At 58.3% G+C, this 19,562-nt stretch carries 22 protein-coding genes; 8 read left to right on the top strand and 14 right to left on the bottom strand.

Annotation, left to right across the window (positions count from 1 at the left end; genetic code table 11):
- Positions 1-140: 140 nt before the first annotated feature.
- Positions 141-485 (bottom strand): DUF4168 domain-containing protein, encoded by a 345-nt coding sequence (locus tag NW849_RS00465; RefSeq protein ID WP_414331953.1) that lies wholly within the window; start codon positions 483-485, stop codon positions 141-143.
- A gap of 388 nt (positions 486-873) precedes the next feature.
- On the opposite strand from NW849_RS00465, the gene bchI reads away from it, so the two are divergent.
- A complete protein-coding gene (bchI, locus tag NW849_RS00460; protein ID WP_011431779.1) occupies positions 874-1,932 on the top strand; it encodes a magnesium chelatase ATPase subunit I in 1,059 nt (352 codons plus the stop codon).
- 3 nt (positions 1,933-1,935) lie between these two features.
- Here bchI and NW849_RS00455 read toward each other — a convergent pair whose 3' ends face one another.
- The 3 genes from NW849_RS00455 to NW849_RS00445 form a co-directional block, all read right to left on the bottom strand.
- Positions 1,936-2,634, bottom strand: coding sequence for a cofactor assembly of complex C subunit B (locus NW849_RS00455; protein WP_414355440.1), 699 nt, complete (start codon positions 2,632-2,634; stop codon positions 1,936-1,938).
- A gap of 105 nt (positions 2,635-2,739) precedes the next feature.
- Positions 2,740-3,228 (bottom strand): thermonuclease family protein, encoded by a 489-nt coding sequence (locus NW849_RS00450; protein WP_414355438.1) that lies wholly within the window; start codon positions 3,226-3,228, stop codon positions 2,740-2,742.
- A gap of 389 nt (positions 3,229-3,617) precedes the next feature.
- Positions 3,618-4,772 (bottom strand): homocysteine biosynthesis protein, encoded by a 1,155-nt coding sequence (locus tag NW849_RS00445; RefSeq protein WP_414355436.1) that lies wholly within the window; start codon positions 4,770-4,772, stop codon positions 3,618-3,620.
- Between the two features lie 129 nt (positions 4,773-4,901).
- Between NW849_RS00445 and NW849_RS00440 the strand changes: the two genes are divergently transcribed.
- Both NW849_RS00440 and NW849_RS00435 read left to right on the top strand, forming a co-directional pair.
- Positions 4,902-5,831, top strand: a complete 930-nt coding sequence (locus NW849_RS00440) for an ABC transporter permease (protein WP_414355434.1) — start codon at positions 4,902-4,904, stop codon at positions 5,829-5,831.
- Entirely contained in the window at positions 5,828-6,652 is an 825-nt protein-coding gene (locus NW849_RS00435; RefSeq protein ID WP_414330751.1) for an ABC transporter permease, read from the top strand. Before NW849_RS00440 ends, NW849_RS00435 begins: the two co-directional genes overlap by 4 nt.
- Here the strand turns inward: NW849_RS00435 and cpdA are convergent.
- The 4 genes from cpdA to NW849_RS00415 all read right to left on the bottom strand — a co-directional run bounded on the left by cpdA (position 6,649) and on the right by NW849_RS00415 (position 10,105).
- Positions 6,649-7,443, bottom strand: coding sequence for a 3',5'-cyclic-AMP phosphodiesterase (gene cpdA, locus NW849_RS00430; protein WP_011431802.1), 795 nt, complete (start codon positions 7,441-7,443; stop codon positions 6,649-6,651). The two genes, NW849_RS00435 and cpdA, sit on opposite strands and share 4 nt — an antisense overlap.
- A 323-nt stretch (positions 7,444-7,766) precedes the next feature.
- Positions 7,767-8,291 carry a photosystem II reaction center PsbP gene (gene psbP / locus NW849_RS00425; protein ID WP_414355432.1) on the bottom strand — a complete coding sequence of 175 codons (525 nt, stop codon included), beginning with the start codon at positions 8,289-8,291 and terminating at the stop codon, positions 7,767-7,769.
- A gap of 308 nt (positions 8,292-8,599) precedes the next feature.
- Positions 8,600-9,358 carry a PspA/IM30 family protein gene (locus NW849_RS00420; protein ID WP_011431800.1) on the bottom strand — a complete coding sequence of 253 codons (759 nt, stop codon included), beginning with the start codon at positions 9,356-9,358 and terminating at the stop codon, positions 8,600-8,602.
- Positions 9,359-9,421: 63 nt separating this feature from the next.
- On the bottom strand, positions 9,422-10,105 hold the full coding sequence (locus tag NW849_RS00415; RefSeq protein WP_414355430.1) for a polysaccharide deacetylase family protein: 684 nt from the start codon (positions 10,103-10,105) through the stop codon (positions 9,422-9,424).
- Positions 10,106-10,185: 80 nt separating this feature from the next.
- Here NW849_RS00415 and NW849_RS00410 point away from each other — a divergent pair, with 80 nt between their 5' ends.
- The 3 genes from NW849_RS00410 (at position 10,186) to grxC (ending at position 13,593) form a co-directional block, all read left to right on the top strand.
- Positions 10,186-10,416 (top strand): hypothetical protein, encoded by a 231-nt coding sequence (locus tag NW849_RS00410; protein WP_414355428.1) that lies wholly within the window; start codon positions 10,186-10,188, stop codon positions 10,414-10,416.
- Between the two features lie 28 nt (positions 10,417-10,444).
- Positions 10,445-13,240 (top strand): DNA polymerase I, encoded by a 2,796-nt coding sequence (gene polA, locus NW849_RS00405; protein ID WP_414355427.1) that lies wholly within the window; start codon positions 10,445-10,447, stop codon positions 13,238-13,240.
- A gap of 92 nt (positions 13,241-13,332) precedes the next feature.
- Complete coding sequence (gene grxC, locus NW849_RS00400) at positions 13,333-13,593, top strand: glutaredoxin 3 (RefSeq protein ID WP_011431797.1); 261 nt, start codon at positions 13,333-13,335, stop codon at positions 13,591-13,593.
- 19 nt (positions 13,594-13,612) lie between these two features.
- Here the strand turns inward: grxC and NW849_RS00395 are convergent, their stop codons facing one another.
- Both NW849_RS00395 and NW849_RS00390 read right to left on the bottom strand, forming a co-directional pair.
- Positions 13,613-13,909 (bottom strand): DUF2470 domain-containing protein, encoded by a 297-nt coding sequence (locus tag NW849_RS00395; RefSeq protein WP_011431796.1) that lies wholly within the window; start codon positions 13,907-13,909, stop codon positions 13,613-13,615.
- A gap of 205 nt (positions 13,910-14,114) precedes the next feature.
- On the bottom strand, positions 14,115-14,786 hold the full coding sequence (locus NW849_RS00390; RefSeq protein ID WP_414355425.1) for a hypothetical protein: 672 nt from the start codon (positions 14,784-14,786) through the stop codon (positions 14,115-14,117).
- 87 nt (positions 14,787-14,873) lie between these two features.
- Here NW849_RS00390 and NW849_RS00385 point away from each other — a divergent pair, with 87 nt between their 5' ends.
- Positions 14,874-15,311 (top strand): hypothetical protein, encoded by a 438-nt coding sequence (locus NW849_RS00385; protein ID WP_414355423.1) that lies wholly within the window; start codon positions 14,874-14,876, stop codon positions 15,309-15,311.
- 344 nt (positions 15,312-15,655) lie between these two features.
- Here NW849_RS00385 and ispG read toward each other — a convergent pair whose 3' ends face one another.
- The 3 genes from ispG to NW849_RS00370 are packed head-to-tail and all read right to left on the bottom strand — an operon-like array spanning position 15,656 to position 18,302.
- The gene (gene ispG / locus NW849_RS00380) at positions 15,656-16,885 is read right to left on the bottom strand and encodes a (E)-4-hydroxy-3-methylbut-2-enyl-diphosphate synthase (protein ID WP_414355422.1); all 1,230 of its coding nucleotides are present in this window, start codon (positions 16,883-16,885) and stop codon (positions 15,656-15,658) included.
- Positions 16,886-16,934: 49 nt separating this feature from the next.
- Positions 16,935-17,756, bottom strand: a complete 822-nt coding sequence (locus tag NW849_RS00375; protein WP_414355420.1) for an MOSC domain-containing protein — start codon at positions 17,754-17,756, stop codon at positions 16,935-16,937.
- Positions 17,757-17,786: 30 nt separating this feature from the next.
- Complete coding sequence (locus NW849_RS00370) at positions 17,787-18,302, bottom strand: bifunctional nuclease family protein (protein WP_011431791.1); 516 nt, start codon at positions 18,300-18,302, stop codon at positions 17,787-17,789.
- Between NW849_RS00370 and NW849_RS00365 the strand changes: the two genes are divergently transcribed.
- Positions 18,301-19,149 (top strand): cobalt-precorrin-6A reductase, encoded by an 849-nt coding sequence (locus NW849_RS00365; protein WP_414355418.1) that lies wholly within the window; start codon positions 18,301-18,303, stop codon positions 19,147-19,149. The genes NW849_RS00370 and NW849_RS00365 overlap by 2 nt on opposite strands.
- Before the next feature lie 25 nt (positions 19,150-19,174).
- Here NW849_RS00365 and NW849_RS00360 read toward each other — a convergent pair whose 3' ends face one another.
- Positions 19,175-19,531, bottom strand: coding sequence for a single-stranded DNA-binding protein (locus NW849_RS00360; RefSeq protein WP_414355416.1), 357 nt, complete (start codon positions 19,529-19,531; stop codon positions 19,175-19,177).
- Between the last annotated feature and the right edge of the window lie 31 nt (positions 19,532-19,562).

Below are 19,562 nucleotides of genomic sequence, written 5' to 3'. Positions count from 1 at the left end.
AACGCTGCTCAGGTGATCTCTCTCCTTGGGGCGACTGTAAACTCGCCTGAAATTCCGAAACTTAGCTGTCCTCTGGGGCCGCTAGGGATTGGGATAAAGCCCGCACCCTGCGCATAGCGCGGGTGTCGGGTAGTTTACTTTTATCGGACTGGCGGTTGGGGATCCTCGCTTTGCAGGCGGAGAATTTCGGCCTCAATGCGCTGTTGCAAAGCTTTGCCCTCTTCGGAGCGGATCAAGAGTGTAATGCGGTTGTAGTCAGGCACAGTCATACCGTGGCGAGTGATGATCTCGGTCGCGGTGCGGATGAATTCTCGCCGGATTTGATCTTTGCTGGCTGGGTCGTTTGTGGCTTGGGAGCGCTTTTGGGCCTCTTGCCGGTGGGGCTCCATCTCCAAGACGATACGGGCGTACATTGTTACCTGCTCATCGCTCAACACCACAGAGGTGGTGGGGGTTTGAGCCACGGCCAGAGAGACAGTGAGCACAGGGATCCAAGTGCAAACCCAGATCAAACCCACCAGCCCTTTTTGGACCACGCTTTGGATTGGAAATGCCGTCCACCGTCTCCGACTTGCTTTGCCTGACACCGCTGATGTCTCCCCACCCGCCAACTGTTGCTCAGGTTGCCTAGGGTTTTTGTGAGCTTTCGGCCCCACGCCGGTTCAACACTCTGATGAACCCCGCGGGCTTCGATCCTATCTGCTTCTCTCTGTGAAAGCCCAGGGCGTCGTCCACGCTGACAACTGAGCTTGCTTTTCCATTTGACCGAAAACTGGTCTTTAGGTTCCAGTTCCAGTCCCTTTCCAGCCTATCTGACACCCAGAAGGGAGTGGCCTCTGGGATAATGGGGATGAATTGTCGGTTATTGCCCCTATGCATTTGGAACGTCGCCCGGTTTTCCCGTTTACGGCCATCGTCGGCCAAGAGGAGATGAAATTGGCCTTGCTCCTCAACGTGATCGACCCGCGCATTGGCGGGGTGCTGATCATGGGGGATCGCGGCACGGGCAAATCCACCACCATCCGCGCTTTGGCCGACCTGCTGCCCCAGATCGAGGTGGTGAAAGGGGATCCCTTCAACAGCCACCCGCGGCAGCGGGACTTGATGAGCGATCAAGTGTGGGAACGGCTCCAAGCAGGGGAAACGCTGGAAAGCACTTGGATCCAGGTGCCGATGGTGGATCTGCCCTTGGGGGCAACAGAAGACCGAGTGTGTGGCACTCTCGACATTGAGCGGGCCTTGGCTCAGGGGGTGAAGGCTTTTGAGCCAGGGCTACTAGCCAAGGCCAATCGAGGCATCCTTTACGTGGATGAAGTCAATTTGCTGGATGACCACTTGGTGGATGTGTTGCTGGACGCGGCGGCCTCAGGCTGGAACACCGTGGAACGGGAGGGCATTTCCATTCGTCATCCGGCTCGGTTTGTGCTGGTGGGATCCGGCAACCCGGAAGAGGGGGAATTGCGGCCTCAACTGCTGGATCGCTTTGGCATGTTCGTCCAGATCGAAACGGTGCGAGATGCCGCCCTGCGGGTGCGGATCGTGGAGGAGCGCAGCCAGTTCGACGCCGATCCCCAGGCTTTTTTGGCCAAGTATGCCGATTCCCAGCAGCGCCTGCGGGAGCGCATCGAAAAAGCCCAACATCTTTTGCCCAACGTGGCAGTGGATCCCGACTTGCGCTTGAAGATCTCTGGGGTATGCGCGGCTTTGGAGGTGGATGGACTGCGCGGAGACATTGTAACCAACCGGGCTGCCAAAGCCCTGGCAGCTCTAGAGGGGCGCAGTGAGGTCACCGTCGCCGATATCCGTCGGGTGATCAGCCTGTGTTTGCGTCACCGCCTGCGCAAGGATCCTCTGGAGACCATCGACTCGGGCTACAAGGTGGAAAAAGCCTTCAGCGAAGTGTTCCAGGTGAGCCTAGAGAGCGCCGCCTAGCCCTCACCCCCCAGCCCCTCTCCCAGGGGGAGAGGGGAGTAGGGTGGCTGCTAGTTTGTCGGCAATGGCGGCAATCCAGGTTTGCTCCTGCCGGCTGAAGCTGCGTGGGGTATCGCTCCCCAAAATCAAGCACCCTCGCTGGCCGATGGGCTGGCACAGCACGGCCTGGGATCCGGGGGGCAACAGGCCATCGAACTCGGCGCGGGCCGGGAACAGCTTGAGATCCACCAAATACACGGGCCGCCCCGTCTGCAAGACCCGCTGTAAAACGCTCTTGGGCTGAATGGAGGGCATCTGGCCGGGGGTGGCTAGGATCCCCCGTTGCAGGAGGGTTCGCCCACCCACCCAGATCACCACGGTGCGGGCGGCGGTGGTGCTGAGCAGGGTATGGGAGGCCCAAGCCAGCTCCAGTTTCTCGCTTTCGGAAAGATCGGGATGCCAATCACAGCCGGGGATCCCCTGCAGGGGGGCCGTTTGGGGTGGAAGAGGCTGGATCTGCTGCCACAGCAGGCCGGTCAGGATCAAAACGGCGCTGAGGAGGATCCCCAAGGCATCTGAACGGGACTGGCTGGTAAGCAATTCCGGCGTAAAGGCCAGTCGATTAATAACCAAAAGGACGCTGCCCAAAAGGCCGGTCACCAGAGGCAGCCGCCTCACCCAGCGATTGGGATCCCTGGGGGCTGGAGTGGGTTCAACCGTCAAGGCAGGCTAGGCATAACCTAGAGGAAGTAACGGGAGAGAAGGGAGAAGCTCTTTCCTCTCTGCTCCCTTGAAGATTAAAGAACTGAAGTTCAGTATAAAGCCAACTCAGAGACGGCTCCAAATGCCAAGGCGCTCCTGCTGGGCTTTTTCTTGTAGGCCACCGTAGTAGCTGTCGTACTTGATGTTGTGGCTGTAGGGGATGATGCGGGCCAGGCCATTGCGCACCAACATGGCGTTCATCTGATGGCCTTCTAACCAGACATAGGCCTCCACCAAGCCCGTAGCATCTACGTTGCGCAGCAACTTATCCCCTTCCAGCTTGACGGTGCGGTAGAGGATGCGCTCCCGCATCAGTTCAATGGCTTGCTGGTAATAGGGGTTTTCTTCCGGGCTGAGACCCTCGATCCCGGCCAACCGGATTAGGCGCATCTTCTGTTCCCCTTCGATTTGCACCACTAGGGTGTCGCCGTTGACCACCCGCACCACAACTGCATCGGGGTAGCGATCGAAGCGGTGGTTGTCGAAGTAGAACGGGGTATCGGGAACGACCCGGGGCTCTCCAAACCCGTGGCCGGGAAGGACGGGTATGGTCATAAGCAATCCCAATGCAGCAGAGCCGAGAGCAATACGCTGGAACATGACCTTATCTCCCACTTTGGACACGGCCCCCTCTCTTTTTCCCGCCGGGGAGTTTCCGGTGGCAACACTTAAAGCGTAATGGTAGCGGCAACTGTCTAGAAAACAACCCCGCCGCAGGTTTGGAAGGGATCCCAGCCGGCAGTAATTCTGCAGATCTGCTGGGGGTTGGGTTGCCCAAGGTTCCCAGGCGACTGCGCCATTTCTGCTGACTTTTCTCCAGTTCCTCCAGCTCTTCCCGCAATTGCCGGGCGGATTTGTCGCTGATGTTTCTCAGCCTTGAATGGGGATTGGGCTGGTCTCTTTCTCTGGAGAGGCTGTTTGGCAGGTGGGAATTCAGGATCCGTCTAGCCGAGGGGATTTTGGGAGAGAAACTCCCGATCCAGGGGCAGGGGAGCGACGGGTTGGGTGAGGGTAAATTGGCCGCTTTCTATCCACTGCTTGAGGATTTCGGCAATTTGTATGGAGCGGCGCAAGCTGGCCAGAGGGGCAGTGCGAACCTTGCGGCCATTGAGGGTGATCTGGCCAGATTTGAGTTGGGCATAGCTCACCAAGCCAAAGGTGGGCCGCACCCGGCGGGGAATGGAAAAGTCAATCACGGGGGCAACCAACTCCTCATCCCGAATGGCAATGGCCTCCAAATCCGCAGGAGCGAGGATGGGAATGGGGATCCCGACCCCCAACATCAAGCTGGGGCCGTAGTTGCGGAAGTAGCAGCCCCTCACCCATTCCGCCTGCATTTGCTTGGCATCTCCAATCAGGGCCAGGGTGGCCGCCGGGCCGATGGGAGTTTGGTTGGGCAATCGCTTTTGCAGCGGAAAGTGTTGGGTGCCCTCCCAGGCGACGTAGCCGATGCCGCCTCCCAAAAAGATGCGGCTGCCGATCCCCACCCGGCGCAACAGGGGATCGTTCAACAAGGGGGACAGCTCTCCCGGGTTGGAATAGACGGCATTGCCCAGATGCGGTTCCAACAGACCCAAGTAGGTGTACAAAGGCCGATCCCCGCCGTTCACCCCGACGATGAAGTTTTGGTAGGCATTGCGGGGGTTGAACAGGTAAAACTGGTTGAGCTGATCCCGAGTCAGGGTGGTCTCGTAGTCGGCGCGGGGGTAACAATCGGTCACTTGGCCGATGGCCCGCAAATGGACGCGCTTGCCCGCCACCAGGTCGGCAATGACATGGCCGCCCCCATAGGCTTGATCCGCTTGCTCGCTGGGTTGGGCTGCCCCCAGGTAAAGATCCACCGCGCCAAATCCGGCATAGGCCGGTACCCCGTTCAGCCAAGCTTGGCGAATCTTGATGGGCGGATCCGTATGGCCCAGGTTCACAATGGCTCCTGAAGACTCCATTGGCTCAAAGGTGCCGGTGGTGATCACATCCACCTGCTCAAAGGCTTCCTGGATCCCCAAGGTGGCCAGCTTGGCTTTGGCTTCCAGGGCCGTCCACACCCGCACCTGGCCTTTGGCAATGCGTTGGTTAATCTGGTCTAGGGTTCTCTCCATGGGATGTAAAGATCGCAATGGTTGGTCGCGTTGGCGGTGTGGAGCACTAGGCAGTCTTGATCGCTTGATCGTCGAGGGATCCGCTCCCATCTTGAATTCTCTCGTGAGGCAGCTCTTGGGACTGGCTCAATGAATAGCTTAAATGGACGGGGATCTGGGCCGGTGGGGCTTAAGGGGATCCGGCAGTATGGGCCGCTTTTGCCGGCGTTGGGGTTGGTGGGCCTGCTCTACGGCGGGGGGCTGCTGCTGGCTCTGGCCCAGAGTGTGGGCCTCTACGGCCTGGGCGAGAGGGGGTTTACCCTGCAGGGGTATGGGGAGCTGCTGCGGGATGCGGAAGTCGGGGGATCCCTGTTGCTCAGCCTCAGAATCGCTCTGTTGGCAACGGGGTTGGCGCTGCTTTTGGGGCTGGGGCTGGCGCTGCTGTTGCGGGGGCTGGGGGGGTGGGCCATCTGGCTCGGCCAGTTGACGCTGCCGATTCCTCATTTGGTGGGGGTGGCGGGGATGCTGCTGCTGCTGGGGCCCAGCGGTTGGCTGGCGCGGCTGGCCTTTCAACTGGGCTGGATTGCCTCGGATCAGGATTTTCCCTTGTGGGTGAACGACCGCGGCTATGTGGGGGTGTTGCTCTATTGGCTTTGGAAGGAGATCCCGTTTGCCGCTCTGGTGGCGCTGACGCTGCTGCGCGGGATGGGATCCGAGCTGGAGCAACAGGCTCGGCTGCTGGGGGCTTCTGCCGCCCAGACGTTTTGGTATGTAACGCTGCCCTTGCTGAGGCCGGGGCTGCTGGCCACCGGGATTCTCATCTTCGGCTTTGTCTTCAGCGCCTTTGAGGTTCCCTTGCTCTTAGGGCCCACCTACCCGCGCACCTTGCCCGTTCTGATCTACCAGCGCTTCACCCACATCAACCTGGAGCAGCGGCAGCAGGCGGTGGCGCTGGGGATCATCCTGCTGGCTGTCTCGGCAGCGGTGGTCAGCCTAATCGGAGGGCTGTTTGCAGCCAGAGTATCCTTTCTGCAGCTGCCGTTTGGCTCAGCGGGACGGGGTCCTTGGAGAAAGCCGTGAAAGGACGCAGATGGATTGGGGGATCCCTGCTCCGCCTTGGGGTGGCCGGAGTGGCCCTCCTTTGGGCTTTGCCCTTTGGGGTGCTGGCCCTTTGGGCCTTCACGCGGGCCTGGTATTTTCCCGATGCCCTGCCCCGGGCATGGAGCATAGCCGGTTGGCAGCAACTGCTGAGCTGGGGATCCCAGTTCCGGGCAGCCTTCGGCCAGAGCTTGCAAATTGCCCTGTTTACCACCCTGCTGGCCTTGGGGGTGGGGATCCCGGCAGGGCGAGTTTTGGGCACCCGTCCCGTGCCTGCCTGGCTGCGCCTGCTGCTGCTATTGCCCATCATCACCTCTCCTTTGGCCGTATTGATGGGCATCCAAGGGGTGCTGATTCGCCTGCGGCTGGACAGTACCCTGCTGGCGGTGGTTTTGGTGCATCTGATCCCCACCATTCCCTACATGGCTCTGGTGATGGGCAGTGTGTTCGCCCGTTTCGACCGCGGCTACGAGGCGCAGGCCCGCTGTTTGGGGGCGGATCCCTGGCAAGTGTGGTGGCAGGTGACGTTGCCCCTCATTGCCCCTGGGGCAGCCATTGGGGCGGTATTTGCCTTTTTGATCTCTTGGAACGAATTTTTGCTCACCTTCTTTGTCGGCGGTGGGCGGGTTCTCACGCTGCCAATGCTGCTCTACAGCCTTTTGCAAGGGGGAAACAATACCCTGGTGGCTGCAGTGGCCTTCCTGTCGCTGCTGCCGGGGTGGTTGGCCTTGCTGGGGGCCAGCGTCTGTTTGGGGCAGGCCATCGGGCTACCCCCCACAGAGGTTCAAGAGGGGGAGAGCTAATATCCCTTCAGGGCCAGGTTGGGCCGTTGCAGAGCAGCCCCCACCCGTTGAACCTGAGTTTTGAAGCTGCCATCTCGCTCCAACCATATCTGCCTCAGGGCAGGGGGAATTACCTCCAGGCCAAACTGGGGGCTCTTGGGACGAAATTGCACACAGGTTGAGGGACAAGCCAGGTAATCAACCCCCTCCCGCCGGCGGTGCAGGTCTTGGTGAATATGGCCGAATACAACAAGGCGGATGTGGTCGAACTCGTCCAGAACCCCAAACAACCGCTCCGGCTGCTGCAGGGCACTTTGATCCAGCCAGGCAGAATCCACCGAAAAAGGGGGGTGGTGCAGGGCCAACAAAACATGGTGTTGGGCAGCTTTGCTCCGCTGCAATTCCTGTCTCAGCCACAGCAGCGTGCGCTCCGTCAGGTAGCCGCTATCTTTGCCGGGCACGAGGGAGTTCAACAAAATAAAGCTCCAATTTTCCCGGCTGAAGCTCTTGTCCCCAAATAGCCGCTCGGCATGAAGCTCTTGGTTCATGGTGTGCAGGCGATCGTGGTTGCCCGCCAACCAGTAAGTATCGATGGGGAGAGCCTGCAAATGGGCTCTCAAACGGGCGTAAGATGCCGCACTGCCATCTTGAGAGAGATCTCCGGTAAGCAGCAGCAGATCCGGCAAGGGATCCAAAGCGGCAATGGCCTTTTGCACCTGCAGGAAAGAGGCTTCCGTGTCCACCCCCAGCAGCCGGTGATGGGGCTTGGCAAACAGATGCAGGTCGCTGATCTGAACCACGTATACGGTCATAGAGCAGGCCCAAGAGGGTGGGATCCCATCTCCGCAGGTTCAAAACACTACCGTTCTAGCACCAGATGGCCCGGCTGGAACCCGTAGGTAGGGTCATTTCGATTCAAGCTAGGACACTGCACCCACACCCAAAACGTTGGTCGCGTCTTCGCGTCAGCGTTGCGGAGCAATAATCCCCAGAACCACAAGGCTTTTCTCAGTAGCCCAGGCGTCTCGCCCCCAACCTAAAATGACCATAACTCAGCCCTAAAGGGCTCAACCTTAACCTACCCAAGTCCGTCAACCCGGTTCAATCCCTTGAGAAAATCCTCTCAGGAAAAGCTTTAGGAAACATTCAGAGATCGGCCCACGTTCCTAAAGGCAGCTTGCACCTGAGGCCAGCGGGATTCCTGGGTAGAGGCCGTCAGCGTATAGAGGCGATGGTGCCGAACGGTCACCGTCACCACCTCGTGGCGAAGCTGGGATCCCATATCGGTTTGGTATTCCAGCAGGTAATAGGGGTGCTCCTGCCGCTCAAAGGCTTCGGCAGCCAACAGCTTGGCCGAGCGACCGGATCCCTCAGGGGCTATGATCTTCTCCGCCACCAACTGCCCCACCTCAGCCGGGCTGCCCAGATCGGCAATCGTCTCCCCTTTGTCAAATGGGGCGATCATCAGGCTGACGTTCTCGGTCTCGTACACCAGGTCGCGCAGGAGTACCACCGGCCCTTTCCCCGGCCCAAGATTGACCGCCACCATGCCGTTGGGGTAAGCAAAAGCAAAGGCTCCGCTGGGATCCCTGTAGGCCCGCAGGTTAGAGCCCGCGGAACAGGCACAAACCACCAAGCTGAGGCAAACACAGAGCAGCAACAGCGCTCTAGACAGCCACGGGCTGGTTGCGTAAGTGGGCCACAGGCCTGATCGGGCAGAATGCGCGCCTCGTGCTGCTGACATTGCTGGGATCCTCTCCTCAGGTGGGTTGCCTATTCTTCCTTTATCATCCTAGTACGAGCGCGCCAGCTCTAACCCCTTGGCCTGGGTGCCGGGCGTGCTCAGGCCTGAGTATCCAGCCCAGTTGGCCGGACTGCGCCCACGGAAAACTCCGGCTCAGCAGCGTGGTCGCCGATGTCGGCTGAGACTGAAAACAGGGGATCCTACCGGCCTAAAAGCAACTGCCGCTATTGAGGGAGCCGCTTCTCGAAATCCAAATCCGGCATCGGCAGGTTGGCCTGGGCACCTCCTTGGCCGGTGAGCATTGCCAAGCGGCGGGAGATTTCATCGTCCATGGCCATTTCATCCAATTGGGCAGCAATCTGCTCGCTGCGATCTTCCGAGAGTTCGCTCATGGCTCGGGATTTGAGCTGGCGAGCCTGGATAGCATTCTTTGCCGCCTCAAATTGGGACTTGGCCGAGTCGATGTTGTAGGAGTTGTTGACGCGGGTCATCTGCTCCAGAGCTTGGTTCACCTCGTTGATGTCTTTGAGGTTGCTCAGCTCGCTCTTGTAAGCGGCCAGTCGTTCTTTCTCGCGGGCCAGCTTTTGCTTGGCGGCATTGACGTAGCGCTCGGCAGTTTCCACATTCTCCTTGAGGGGGCCGAGAATGGCCTCAATTTGCAGCGCTTGGGACATAGCCAGACGGGCAGCCTCTTGATCGCCCCGTTGGGCGGCCAGGCGAGCTTTGTTCTCCAGGGCCTGGTACTCCCGCACCTTTTGCATGTACTTTTGTTCAGCCCGCTGATAGGCGGCTACTTGGGTGGCAACGGCTTCCGTGAGACGCTGAACCGTCTCCTGCATCGTGCGTAGGGATTCTTCCGCCACCATCACCGCCCCTGTGCCACCTTTCTCCACCGGGATCCCCCACAGCCAGTTCCAAGTTCCGACGATGACGCTGCCGGCCCGTTGCCCAAAAATGCCGTAGATGATCTTGCGTGCGCCCATGGCTTGACCCTCCTGCCTACGCGTGCCTCTACTGTATTTAATTTCTCCCCAACTGGAAAGATCTCAGGGATCCGGCAAGTGGACAAATTCAAATCCCCGCTTCTTCAAAGTTGGGATCAACTGCCGCGTTACCTCAACCACTTGGGCTCCTCCTTGTACCCCATCGTGCAGCACGATTAAGGAGCCAGGCCGCACCTGGGCCAGCACCCGCTCCACTACCACCGATACCGGTGGGATCAGCCAATCCTCAGGCACCACGCTCCACATCACCGGACAAAAGCCCCAACGGCGCAAATCCGCAAGCGTCTGCGGCCAAAACAAGCCATTGGGCGGGCGCACAGCCCGATAATCGTCAAGGATCCCGCCACAGGCAGCCACGAGGGTGGTTTGGCTGCGCTTCAGGCTCTGATAAAGCTCTCCAGGGGCAAGCTCGGTAAAAGGGCGATGCTGCCAGCCGTGAAGGCCAATGCGGTGGCCTTGTTGGCGGATCTGACGGGCCAGGTGGGGCCAGCGCTGCACCCGTTCTCCCAACACAAAAAACGTGGCCGGCACCTGAAAATCCATCAAAACCTGCAACAAAGCAGGGGTGTACTCAGGGTGAGGGCCATCGTCAAAGGTCAGAGCCACCCGCTGGGTATGGGGATCTGCCGGCAACTCCCACAGGCCGTCGGGAAAGAGGGTCTTGAGGCCCCAATGCAGGGGTGGGTAGAGAGATGGGGGCAGGATTTGCTGAGAAGAGAAGAGCATTGTGGTGGGCTGTATTTTGTCCAGAACCAGAGGGCAATGCTTTGGGTGATCAACTGGGTAACAAATTTAGGTATTGCCGATTGAGCCAACCAATTGAAAAAATGGGCATGAGCATTGTAGCCCGCAAAACGGAAATCAGGGTTGGCGGGCCCGTCGATGGGCTTTTGGATCTCGTCCTAGCCAGTTGTGATTACAGATTGTGCCTACAGATTGTGATTACAGAAGTTGCCATTGGGTGTCGGCAGCAGCCCGCCGCTCGAGTTCTTGAGACGGATGTGGGATCCCTTCTGCCCATAGCCCAGATCCGATAGGCTAGATTCACCCTCAAGGTATCAGCTGATGGCTTGGCAAACTCCAACACTGCTGCTGGTGGATGGTCACTCTCTGGCCTATCGCTCCTTCTACGCCTTTGCCTACAGCCGCGAGGGGGGGTTGCGCACTTCCACTGGGATCCCCACCAGCGTCAGCTTTGGCTTTTTGAAATCGCTGTTAGAAGTCTTGGACAAATACACCCCTACCCATGTAGCCGTTGCCTTTGATACACGGCAGCCCACTTTTCGCCACGAGGCCGACGAAACCTACAAATCAGGCCGCCCGGAAACGCCACCGGAGTTTATCGAAGATGTGGAGAACCTGAAGCAGGTGTTGACGGCACTACGCATCCCGATTTTGGTGGTGCCTGGTTTTGAAGCCGATGACATTTTGGGCACCCTCAGTAGGCTAGCCCCCCAAGATTACCGGGTGCAGATCTTAAGTGGCGATCAAGATCTGTTCCAGTTGATCGATACCGATGGAAGAGTTCGGGTTTTGCACCTCAACAGCAAAGATCGCATCAGCGAGTTTGGCCCCGAACAAGTGAAAGAAAAATTGGGCATCTGGCCTTGGCAGGTGGTGGATTATAAGGCCCTCTGTGGTGACCCTTCTGACAACATTCCCGGGGTGAAAGGGATCGGCCCCAAGCGAGCTGTGGAGCTGCTGGAGCGCTACGGCAGTTTGGATGAAATTTTCGACCACCTGGACGAGATCCAAGGAAAAGTCCAGCAATACCTCAAAGAAGGGATCCCGGCGGCTCAGCACTCGCAATTTATGGCTCGAATCAAATGCGATGTCCCTCTCTCTCCCGACTGGGAGGGCATGAAATTAACCGGGTTTGATCAAGCAGAATTGCTGCCGCTGCTGGAAAAATTGGAGTTTCACAGCTTCATCGCCCAAGTGCGCAAAATACAAACGGCTTTGGGGGGGATCCCAACCGAGGCAGAGGTGGTCAGCGCCTTTAATCCCACCGGGGATCCCGCAAACGCTCCTGACGAAGCCCTGTGGTTTGATTTTGCCCTCGATCCCGTCCCTTCTCTGCCGGCGGTGCGCATCATCGATACGTCAGAGCAACTGGAGCTGTTGCGGCAAGAGCTGTTGGCCTGCCCAGGGATTGTAGCTTGGGATACTGAAACCACCAGCCTAGATCCACGGGATGCCCAATTGGTAGGGATCGGCTGTTGTTGGTCAGAGGGAGATATCGCCTACTTGCCCATCGGCCACCGCCAGGGATCCAACCTGGATTGGGAGCTGGTTAAACAAAGCCTGCAACCCCTTTGGGAAGATCCCAACCGACCCAAAAGCCTACAAAACTGTAAGTACGACCTGAGCATTTTCCGCGCCCACGGGATCCGCCTGCAAGGGATCCAGTTTGATCCCATGTTGGCCAGCTACGTTTTGGATCCAGAAGCCAGCCACAACTTGGCCGATTTGGCAGCTACCCATTTGGGTTTGCCAACCACCAGCTACAAAAAGTTGCTGGGCAAGGAACAGTCCATTGCCGATATCCCGATTTCCAAAGTTGCAGAATACTGTGGAACCGACGCCTATTGTGCCTATCGTCTGGTGCCAATCCTCACCGAAAAGCTGCAGAAAACCGATCCACGCCTGTGGGATCTTTTTATTCAGGTCGAGCTGCCCTTGGCCCAAGTTTTGGAAGAGATGGAGTGGATCGGCATTCGCGTTGATACCGAGTTTCTGAGGCAATTTTCCCAAGAGCTGGAACAAGAGCTGCAAAGTTTGGAGCAGAAAGCTTATGCCCAGGCTGGAGAAACCTTTAACCTCAATTCTCCCAAGCAACTGGGATCCCTGCTCTTTGAAAAGCTGAAATTGGACATTCGCAAAACCCGCAAAACGGCCACCGGCTATTCCACCGATGCCTCAGTTTTAGAAAAGCTAGAGGGGGATCATCCTCTCATCGAAACCATCGTGCAATACCGCACCTTGGCCAAGCTGAAATCGACCTATGTGGATGCTCTGCCTGCCCTGGTAAGAAGCGATACCGGCAGAGTCCACACCGACTTTAACCAAACCGTTACTGCCACCGGCAGGCTCAGCTCCTCAAACCCCAACTTGCAAAATATTCCCATTCGCACCGAGTTCAGTCGCCGGATTCGACAAGCTTTTATTCCCCAAGAGGGATGGCTATTGGCGGCAGCAGATTACTCTCAAATTGAGCTGCGCATTTTGGCCCACCTCAGCCAAGAACCTGCCTTGCTGGAAGGCTTTCGCTCAGGGGAAGATGTGCATACCCTGACCGCCCGCCTGCTCCTGGAAAAACAGGAAATAACCAGCGAAGAACGCCGCCTGGCCAAAACGATCAACTATGGGGTGATCTATGGCATGGGAGCGCAGCGCTTTGCCCGCACTGCGGGGGTTTCTTTGTCGGAAGCCAAGCAATTTTTACAGCGATTTAACGAGCGCTACGCCGGCATTTTTGCCTATCTGCGCTCCACTGAAGCCTTTGTGGAAAAGCATGGCTATGTAGAAACGATCTTGGGTCGCCGTCGCTATTTTCCCAATTTGTCTCGTCTGACAGGCCATCGCAAACAAGCGGAATTGCGGGCAGCTGTGAATGCTCCCATTCAGGGATCCGCCTCGGACATTATCAAAGTAGCAATGGTGCGCCTGCGGCAAAAGCTGCAGAACTTTCGTTCCCGCTTGCTCCTGCAGGTGCATGATGAGCTGGTGTTTGAGGTGGATCCCTCGGAATGGCAGGCCCTAAAACCGCTGATCCAAAGGGAAATGGAAGGAGCAGTGCCCCTCTCCATACCGCTGGTGGTGGATATCCAAATTGGCCACAATTGGAAGGAAGCCAACTAGACCATGGGAGGCAGAAAACCCCAGGTTTGCAAGGAAAGGGATCCCGGCTCCGTGAAAATGTTAAGCTATGTAAAAGCGTTTGTTGTTTTCTTATGACTGTTGAGATTTACACCTGGCGTTTTTGTCCCTTTTGCATCCGGGCCAAGCAACTGCTGGATCGCAAAGGCGTGAAGTATATCGAGTACGCCATCGATGGAGACGAGGCAGCACGGGCGGAAATGGCCAAGCGGGCCAACGGCCGCCGTTCGGTGCCGCAAATTTTCATCAACGACCAGCATATCGGCGGCTGCGACGATCTTTACGCGCTAGAGGCTCGCGGCCAGTTGGATCTGCTCCTACAGCAGGCCAGCTAAGCCTCAACTGTATCTCTCATCACTTTGTAGCCTGTTTAACTTGAGCGCGAGCCTGCTTCACCATGGCAATTAAGGTTTGATGGGCGTCCTCCGAGTCCCGCAGGGGGTGGTCGAAGCGGATCCGCAGCGTTTGTACGGCCCCGTCGACCTGCACCCGCAAGTCCATCCCTTCCGGGTCAATGGCCTGCATGCGGGCTTGGGTAACTCCTTCCACCTGGCCAAAGACCCTGGCGTAGAGGGCTATTGCATCGGCATGATCTTCGTTCATGTGCTTGCAGATGCGCTCGCTAACTTGGGGGGTGAGAGGATCGCCCATGGCAGTTGTTTTTAGCTTACAGCCCTCAGTTTAAAGCTCCCGCCAGTCCACAGTAAACTACCCAACCCTACCCCTGGCCAGTACAATAATGCGGCTAACCCAGCGTTAAAAGCGGCGCTCCCGGATAGGCAGCCGTTTAGGTTTCAGAATAAAAAGGCAGGGATCCCTTCCCCTCCATCCCAGAGAACACCAGGGATCCAGGGGATCAAGCTTGTCCTTGGGCCTGTAGCTCCAACAGCTCATCTGCCATATCCAAAAAAGCCTCCCGATCCAGATAGGAGACATCTCCCACCCACTCCCCCAGCTTGACCACATAGACCTCGCTCAAGGTGGGCCGGCGCTGCAAATCGCGGGAATAGGCTTTCACCAACCCGAGCACCGATTGCTTTTTGACAATTCGCCTGTAGCGGGGATCGTCCTTGGCCCGCACACGATAGACGACTCCGGTCTCATCGCCAATTTCCATCTCAAACTGGCGCTCCCGCACCTCTTCAATGTAGAAGTTGCCATCTTCATCCAGCTTTTCTCGCTCTTCCACCACCACCTCGTAGCGGCGAGTGCGCAACACCTGCCCAAAAAACAATCCCCCATAGGGAATCTCGCGAAAGGCTAGCTGACGGCGGGAGATGGTATAGAGCGGCCCCCACAGGAAGGGATAGAGCAACGAGAGAATCCCGACCAGGAAGGCGATTGCCCCCAGAAAGGATCCCTCGCCGAAAGCGCGGGAAAGAACCAGCAACGCCACGCCCACCAAAATGGCCGTGATGATGCGGCCCGTGCTCTTGAGGGCATCGCTCCAGTAAGCCGCATACTGAAGGCGCGTTGGCACCACCGGAATCACCGATTCGCATTCTTCTGGGGTTAGCTCCAACAACATGCTCCAAGGATCCTCACAATGCCACACTCCACCTGCAACGGGCCAGACCCTATCTTAAAATGAGGCAGGGGCGCTTTGCCGCCGGGCTTGTCTGCTGCCAGTTCTTGCACACTTCCCATTTCCATGCTGACAGGATCCCATTTCTCCTCGACCGGCCAGACCATCAGACAGCAGGTGGCCCAGTTGGACGAGGGATCCCGTCGCGACAAGGCTTGGCTGGGGGATGCGGTGTTGAGCTTGTTTGCCCGGCAGTGGCTGCTTGGGCCACCTCAAGACTGGCAAGTGCCTTCCCCGCCCAGTTGTGACTTGAATCGCGCAGAACTCTTCACTTGGCTGACCTCCAATCAATTTTTGTCGGCCTTCAGGGATCCCACGCAGGTTGAGGCGGAAATCGGCCTATCTAGGGCGGCTTTGTGCTATGCTGCCTGCAGCGGCAGGGTAGTCAACCGCTCTAAAAACCCAACAGTCTCACGACTGGATGCAGCCTCAATAGGTTTTGTAGTTGTTGTTTGCAACGGTACCTAAGGGCATTGGGGAACCGCCCTGCACTCGCGTCAGCGGCGCGTAGCGCTTGGGGGAACGCCTGGGGAGATGAGCACCGCTGTCGTAGAGGGGCAACCCAACACGGTAAGTGCTGTCGCAGAACCAGGAACCAGAATCTCCTGCCTAAAGGCAGGGGAGTATGTCAAGAAACAGAAGGTCTGCAAGCAGCGTTTGAATATATCCGGGTGCACCTGCTGCCTCTATTTGTAAGACAGGTGAACAACCGCGCCAAAGCCCTGCGTGGCAAACGCCACTAGCCAGTTTCTGAGCGAAGCAAGAGCGCGGCAGGATGGCTGGGCAGGTCGCCTCTTGAGGGGGAAGCGGAATTAATGGGAAGAAGGGGGATCCACCCAGCGCCCATCGGCTTTGATCAGATCGATCAGCGCCTGCACGCCTTCCGATTCCGGCACCCTTTTCACTTCCTCTTTGCCGCGGTAGAGAGAGATCACCCCCGGCGTCTTGCCTACGTAGCCGTAGTCGGCGTCGGCCATCTCTCCCGGCCCATTGACAATGCAGCCCATCACGGCAATGTCCAACCCCACCAGATGCTGAGTTGCAGCACGCACCTTCTGCAGCACCTCCTCCAAATTGAAGAGGGTGCGGCCACAGGAAGGGCAGGCCACATACTCCACCATGGTTTTGCGCAGGTTCAGAGCTTGCAAAATGCCGTAGGCCACCGGGATCTCCTTTTCCGGCGCTTCCGTGAGAGAAACCCGAATCGTGTCGCCGATCCCTTCAGCCAAGAGGGTTCCGATCCCCACCGCCGACTTGATGCGCCCATATTCTCCATCGCCCGCCTCGGTGACACCTAAGTGGAAGGGGTAATTCAGGCCCAGGGCATCGAAGCGACGGGCTGCCAGCCGGTAGGCCGCCAACATGACCTGCGGGCGGGAGGCCTTGAAGGAAAGCACCACATTGTGAAAGTCTTGCTCGGCGCAAATTTGGGCAAATTCCAGGGCCGACTCCACCATGCCCTCAGGCGTATCCCCGTAGGTGAAGAGCATCCGCTCTGCCAGGGATCCATGATTGACCCCGATGCGCAGGGCTTTGTTCTGGGCTTTGAGGGTCTGGACAAGGGGGGTGAAGGTTTCCCGGATTTTGTTACGAATGGCCTCAAATTCCGCCTGGGTATATTCTGTGCGACCGGGCTGAGGTTTTTCAAAGATGAACAACCCCGGATTGATGCGCACCTTGTCCACGTATTTGGCTACTTCCAGGGCGATCTTGATGCCGTTGTGATGGACATCAGCTACCAAAGGCACGGGCTTGTAGGTTTGGATCAGCTTCTCCCGAATCGCCTCCATCGCCTTGGCATGGGCCATGCTGGGAACGGTAACCCGCACAATCTCTGAGCCTGCCTCGTGCAGACGGCGGATCCCGGCCACTGCCGCGTCGACGTCGAGGGTGTCCTCGTTAATCATGGACTGTACCACCACCGGGTGCTGGCTGCCGATCAACACATCAGCTACGGCCACCGTGCGGGTGGGGCGACGGGGATAGACCGGTTCTGGGTAGGGCTGCTGGGGGGGGGCGTTGGGCCGATCCAGGGTTTGCATAGCTTGGTCAAGCCAAAAGAGCTGCTCTAGCTTGATTGTAGGTCGGAAACTAACCTGGGGTTCGATTCAGCTCAGGGTAGAGGCTGAGGGGTTCAACCCCGAGGATTTCGACGGGATCCCCAACCCTCAGGTGCTTGCCCGTCTCCGTTCTCGGGATCCACGTATTGATCCCAAGGCGATAGAAATGGTCAAAGCGGCTGGCTTCGGCCCAGGGTGGCAAGGTTTTCTGCCGTTGCGCCACGAAGTGCTTTTGAAAACCGGGATAGGCATCTCCGCTCAGGGGATCCCGGGTGGGCACCACACAGCGGGTGCAGGGGTTAAGGCCCAGCAGCTCCACTTCCCCGATGCGAAAGCGCACCCCTTGATCTGCGCGGGCAAAGAGACGATCCTCCCAAAAGGCAGAGCAATCCGACAGCTCGATATTCATGCGAAAGCGCTGCCGAACCGCTTCCAGGGTCAAGTTGGGGAACCAACCAGCCACCGTCTCCAGAGTGGCTGTGCTGATCAGGGTGGGGCCGTCGGCATAGGGATCGTCTGGAAATCCCCTGACAGGATCCTCCAGCAGTTGCACCGGAAAGCCCAACCAGTGGCTGAGCCAAGTTTGTAAAGCATCCCGCTGCTGCTGCAGGTCAAACTGGGCCGTCTTGCCCTCCCCCCACAACTGCACCCGGCCCAACCGGGGATCAAACCGGGCCCGCAGGCGGTGGACTGCAGCATGGCGTTTGCCGTTCACCCGCTTCCCCTCCGCATCCACCAGGGCGTAGCGCCGATCCCCCTCCAAAGTCCCCCCTGCCGTCAGCCTCACCTCAGACAGAGGGATCCCATCCAGGGACTTGATGGGATAGACCGTTAACCTGGCAACCTGGGGCATGGCCTGTTTGCCGGGCTCCGTCTGAATTGCTTAACTGTCGGCTTCGGTGGGATGGTCGGTCATGGGATAGCTGCGGATAAAGTCTCTGGGGGTTACATTCTCTACAAACTTGCGAAAGGCCTCCCGCTCTGCTTCGTCGGCATCTTGGTTCATGGGGATCGAGGCTTCCGCAATGACCTCTTCCACCGTCCAGATGGGAACATGGGCCCGCAGAGCGAGGGCAATGGCGTCGCTGGGGCGGCAGTCGATCTCTTGTTTTTTGTCACCATTCACGGTGACGAGCACCGCGTAGAAGGTGTTATCCAGCAACGCGTGAATGATGACTCGCTCCAGCTTGATCCCCCACGTCTTCCAGGAGTTGAGGATGAGATCATGGGTCATGGGGCGCAGTGGCTTTTGGTCGTCCAGGGCCTGCAAAATGGCGTTGGCCTCTGCTTTTCCCACCCAAATGGGCAGGGCACGACGCTCACTGCCATCGCGCAGGATGACAATGGGGTTTTGGTTGACGGCATCGACCGCAATCCCAGCCACATGCATCTCGATCATGAGCAATTGCCTCCAGCCGGTGATCTTGATCGTATCTACGGGCGTCAAAGTTTGGCAACACACCATGAGCTCAGTTGGTAGTCCAGTTGAAGTGGCTTTGATCGGGGGCACTAGCGAGAGCCGCAGCTTGGCCGACGCCCTCAGCCGCCAAGGGATCCCTTGGGTGGCAACCGTCACCACCGAAGGGGCCAGAAGACTGTATCAGGATTTGCCTGGTCAGGTGGTGGTCACCCGATTTTCGCCGTCATCTCTGGAACAATTCCTGCAAGAGTGCCGGATCCGCGTAGTGGTGGATGCCTCTCATCCTTTTGCCCAGCAAATCTCGCAACTGGCCATCCAGGTGACGGCTCAACTGAGGATCCCCTACCTGCGCTACGAACGCCCTCCTCTGGAGCTGGATCCCTGGGTCCAGGTGGTGCCGGATTGGCAGGGGGTGCTCACAGATGCGGTGCTGGCAGGGCGGCGGGTGCTGTTGACGGTGGGAGTGAAGGCCCTGCCCCTGTTTGTGCCTTGGCAAGACCGCTGCCAACTGTGGGCGCGGGTGCTGCCGGAATCGGTTCCCCAAGCGGTGCAAGCCGGGATCCCTGCCGAGCGGGTGATCGGGATGCGCTTGCCCCTCAGCTTGGAGCAAGAACTGCAGCTTTGGCAGCGGTTCAGCCCTCAGGTGGTGATCAGCAAAGCTTCTGGGGAAGCAGGTGGGCTGGGGATCAAGCAGGCGGTGGCCAAAACCCTGGGGATCCCTCTGTGGGTGATCCGGCGACCCCCGTTGGACTATCCCTGGTGCAGCCAGGATTTGACAGCAGTGGTGCAGGCCTGTAGGCGATGCTTGGAAGGAGCGGGACCTTGAGGTTGCCCAGCTCCAGTCCAACGGGTCAAAACGGCTCTTCGGGGGGCAGGTTGGAGTCGCGGTCTTGACGGGATCCCAGCAGTTCTAGGCGATCTACAGCGATGATGGGCCTCTGGCGCTCTTCTCCGGTGGATTTGTCTTTCCAGCGATCGAACTTGAGGCTGCCTGTTACCCCGATGAGGCTGCCTTTGCGCACATACTCTCCGGCCACCTCGGCAGTGCGGCCCCACAGCTCCAGGTTAAACCAATCAGGCTTGTCTTCCCCTTTGCGGAATCGGTTCACCGCCAGGCTGAAGGTACACACCACCCTGCCCGACTCAAAGTAGCGCACCTCCGGATCCATGCCGGCTCGCCCCACCAGGGTCACCAGGTTCAAGCTCATGGGTAGTTTCTCCAGACCGCCAGTAGATCTA

The sequence above is a fragment of the Synechococcus sp. R55.3 genome (assembly GCF_047461975.1).
GTDB lineage: Bacteria > Cyanobacteriota > Cyanobacteriia > Thermostichales > Thermostichaceae > Thermostichus.
This window is presented reverse-complemented; position numbering and strand designations above follow the sequence as displayed.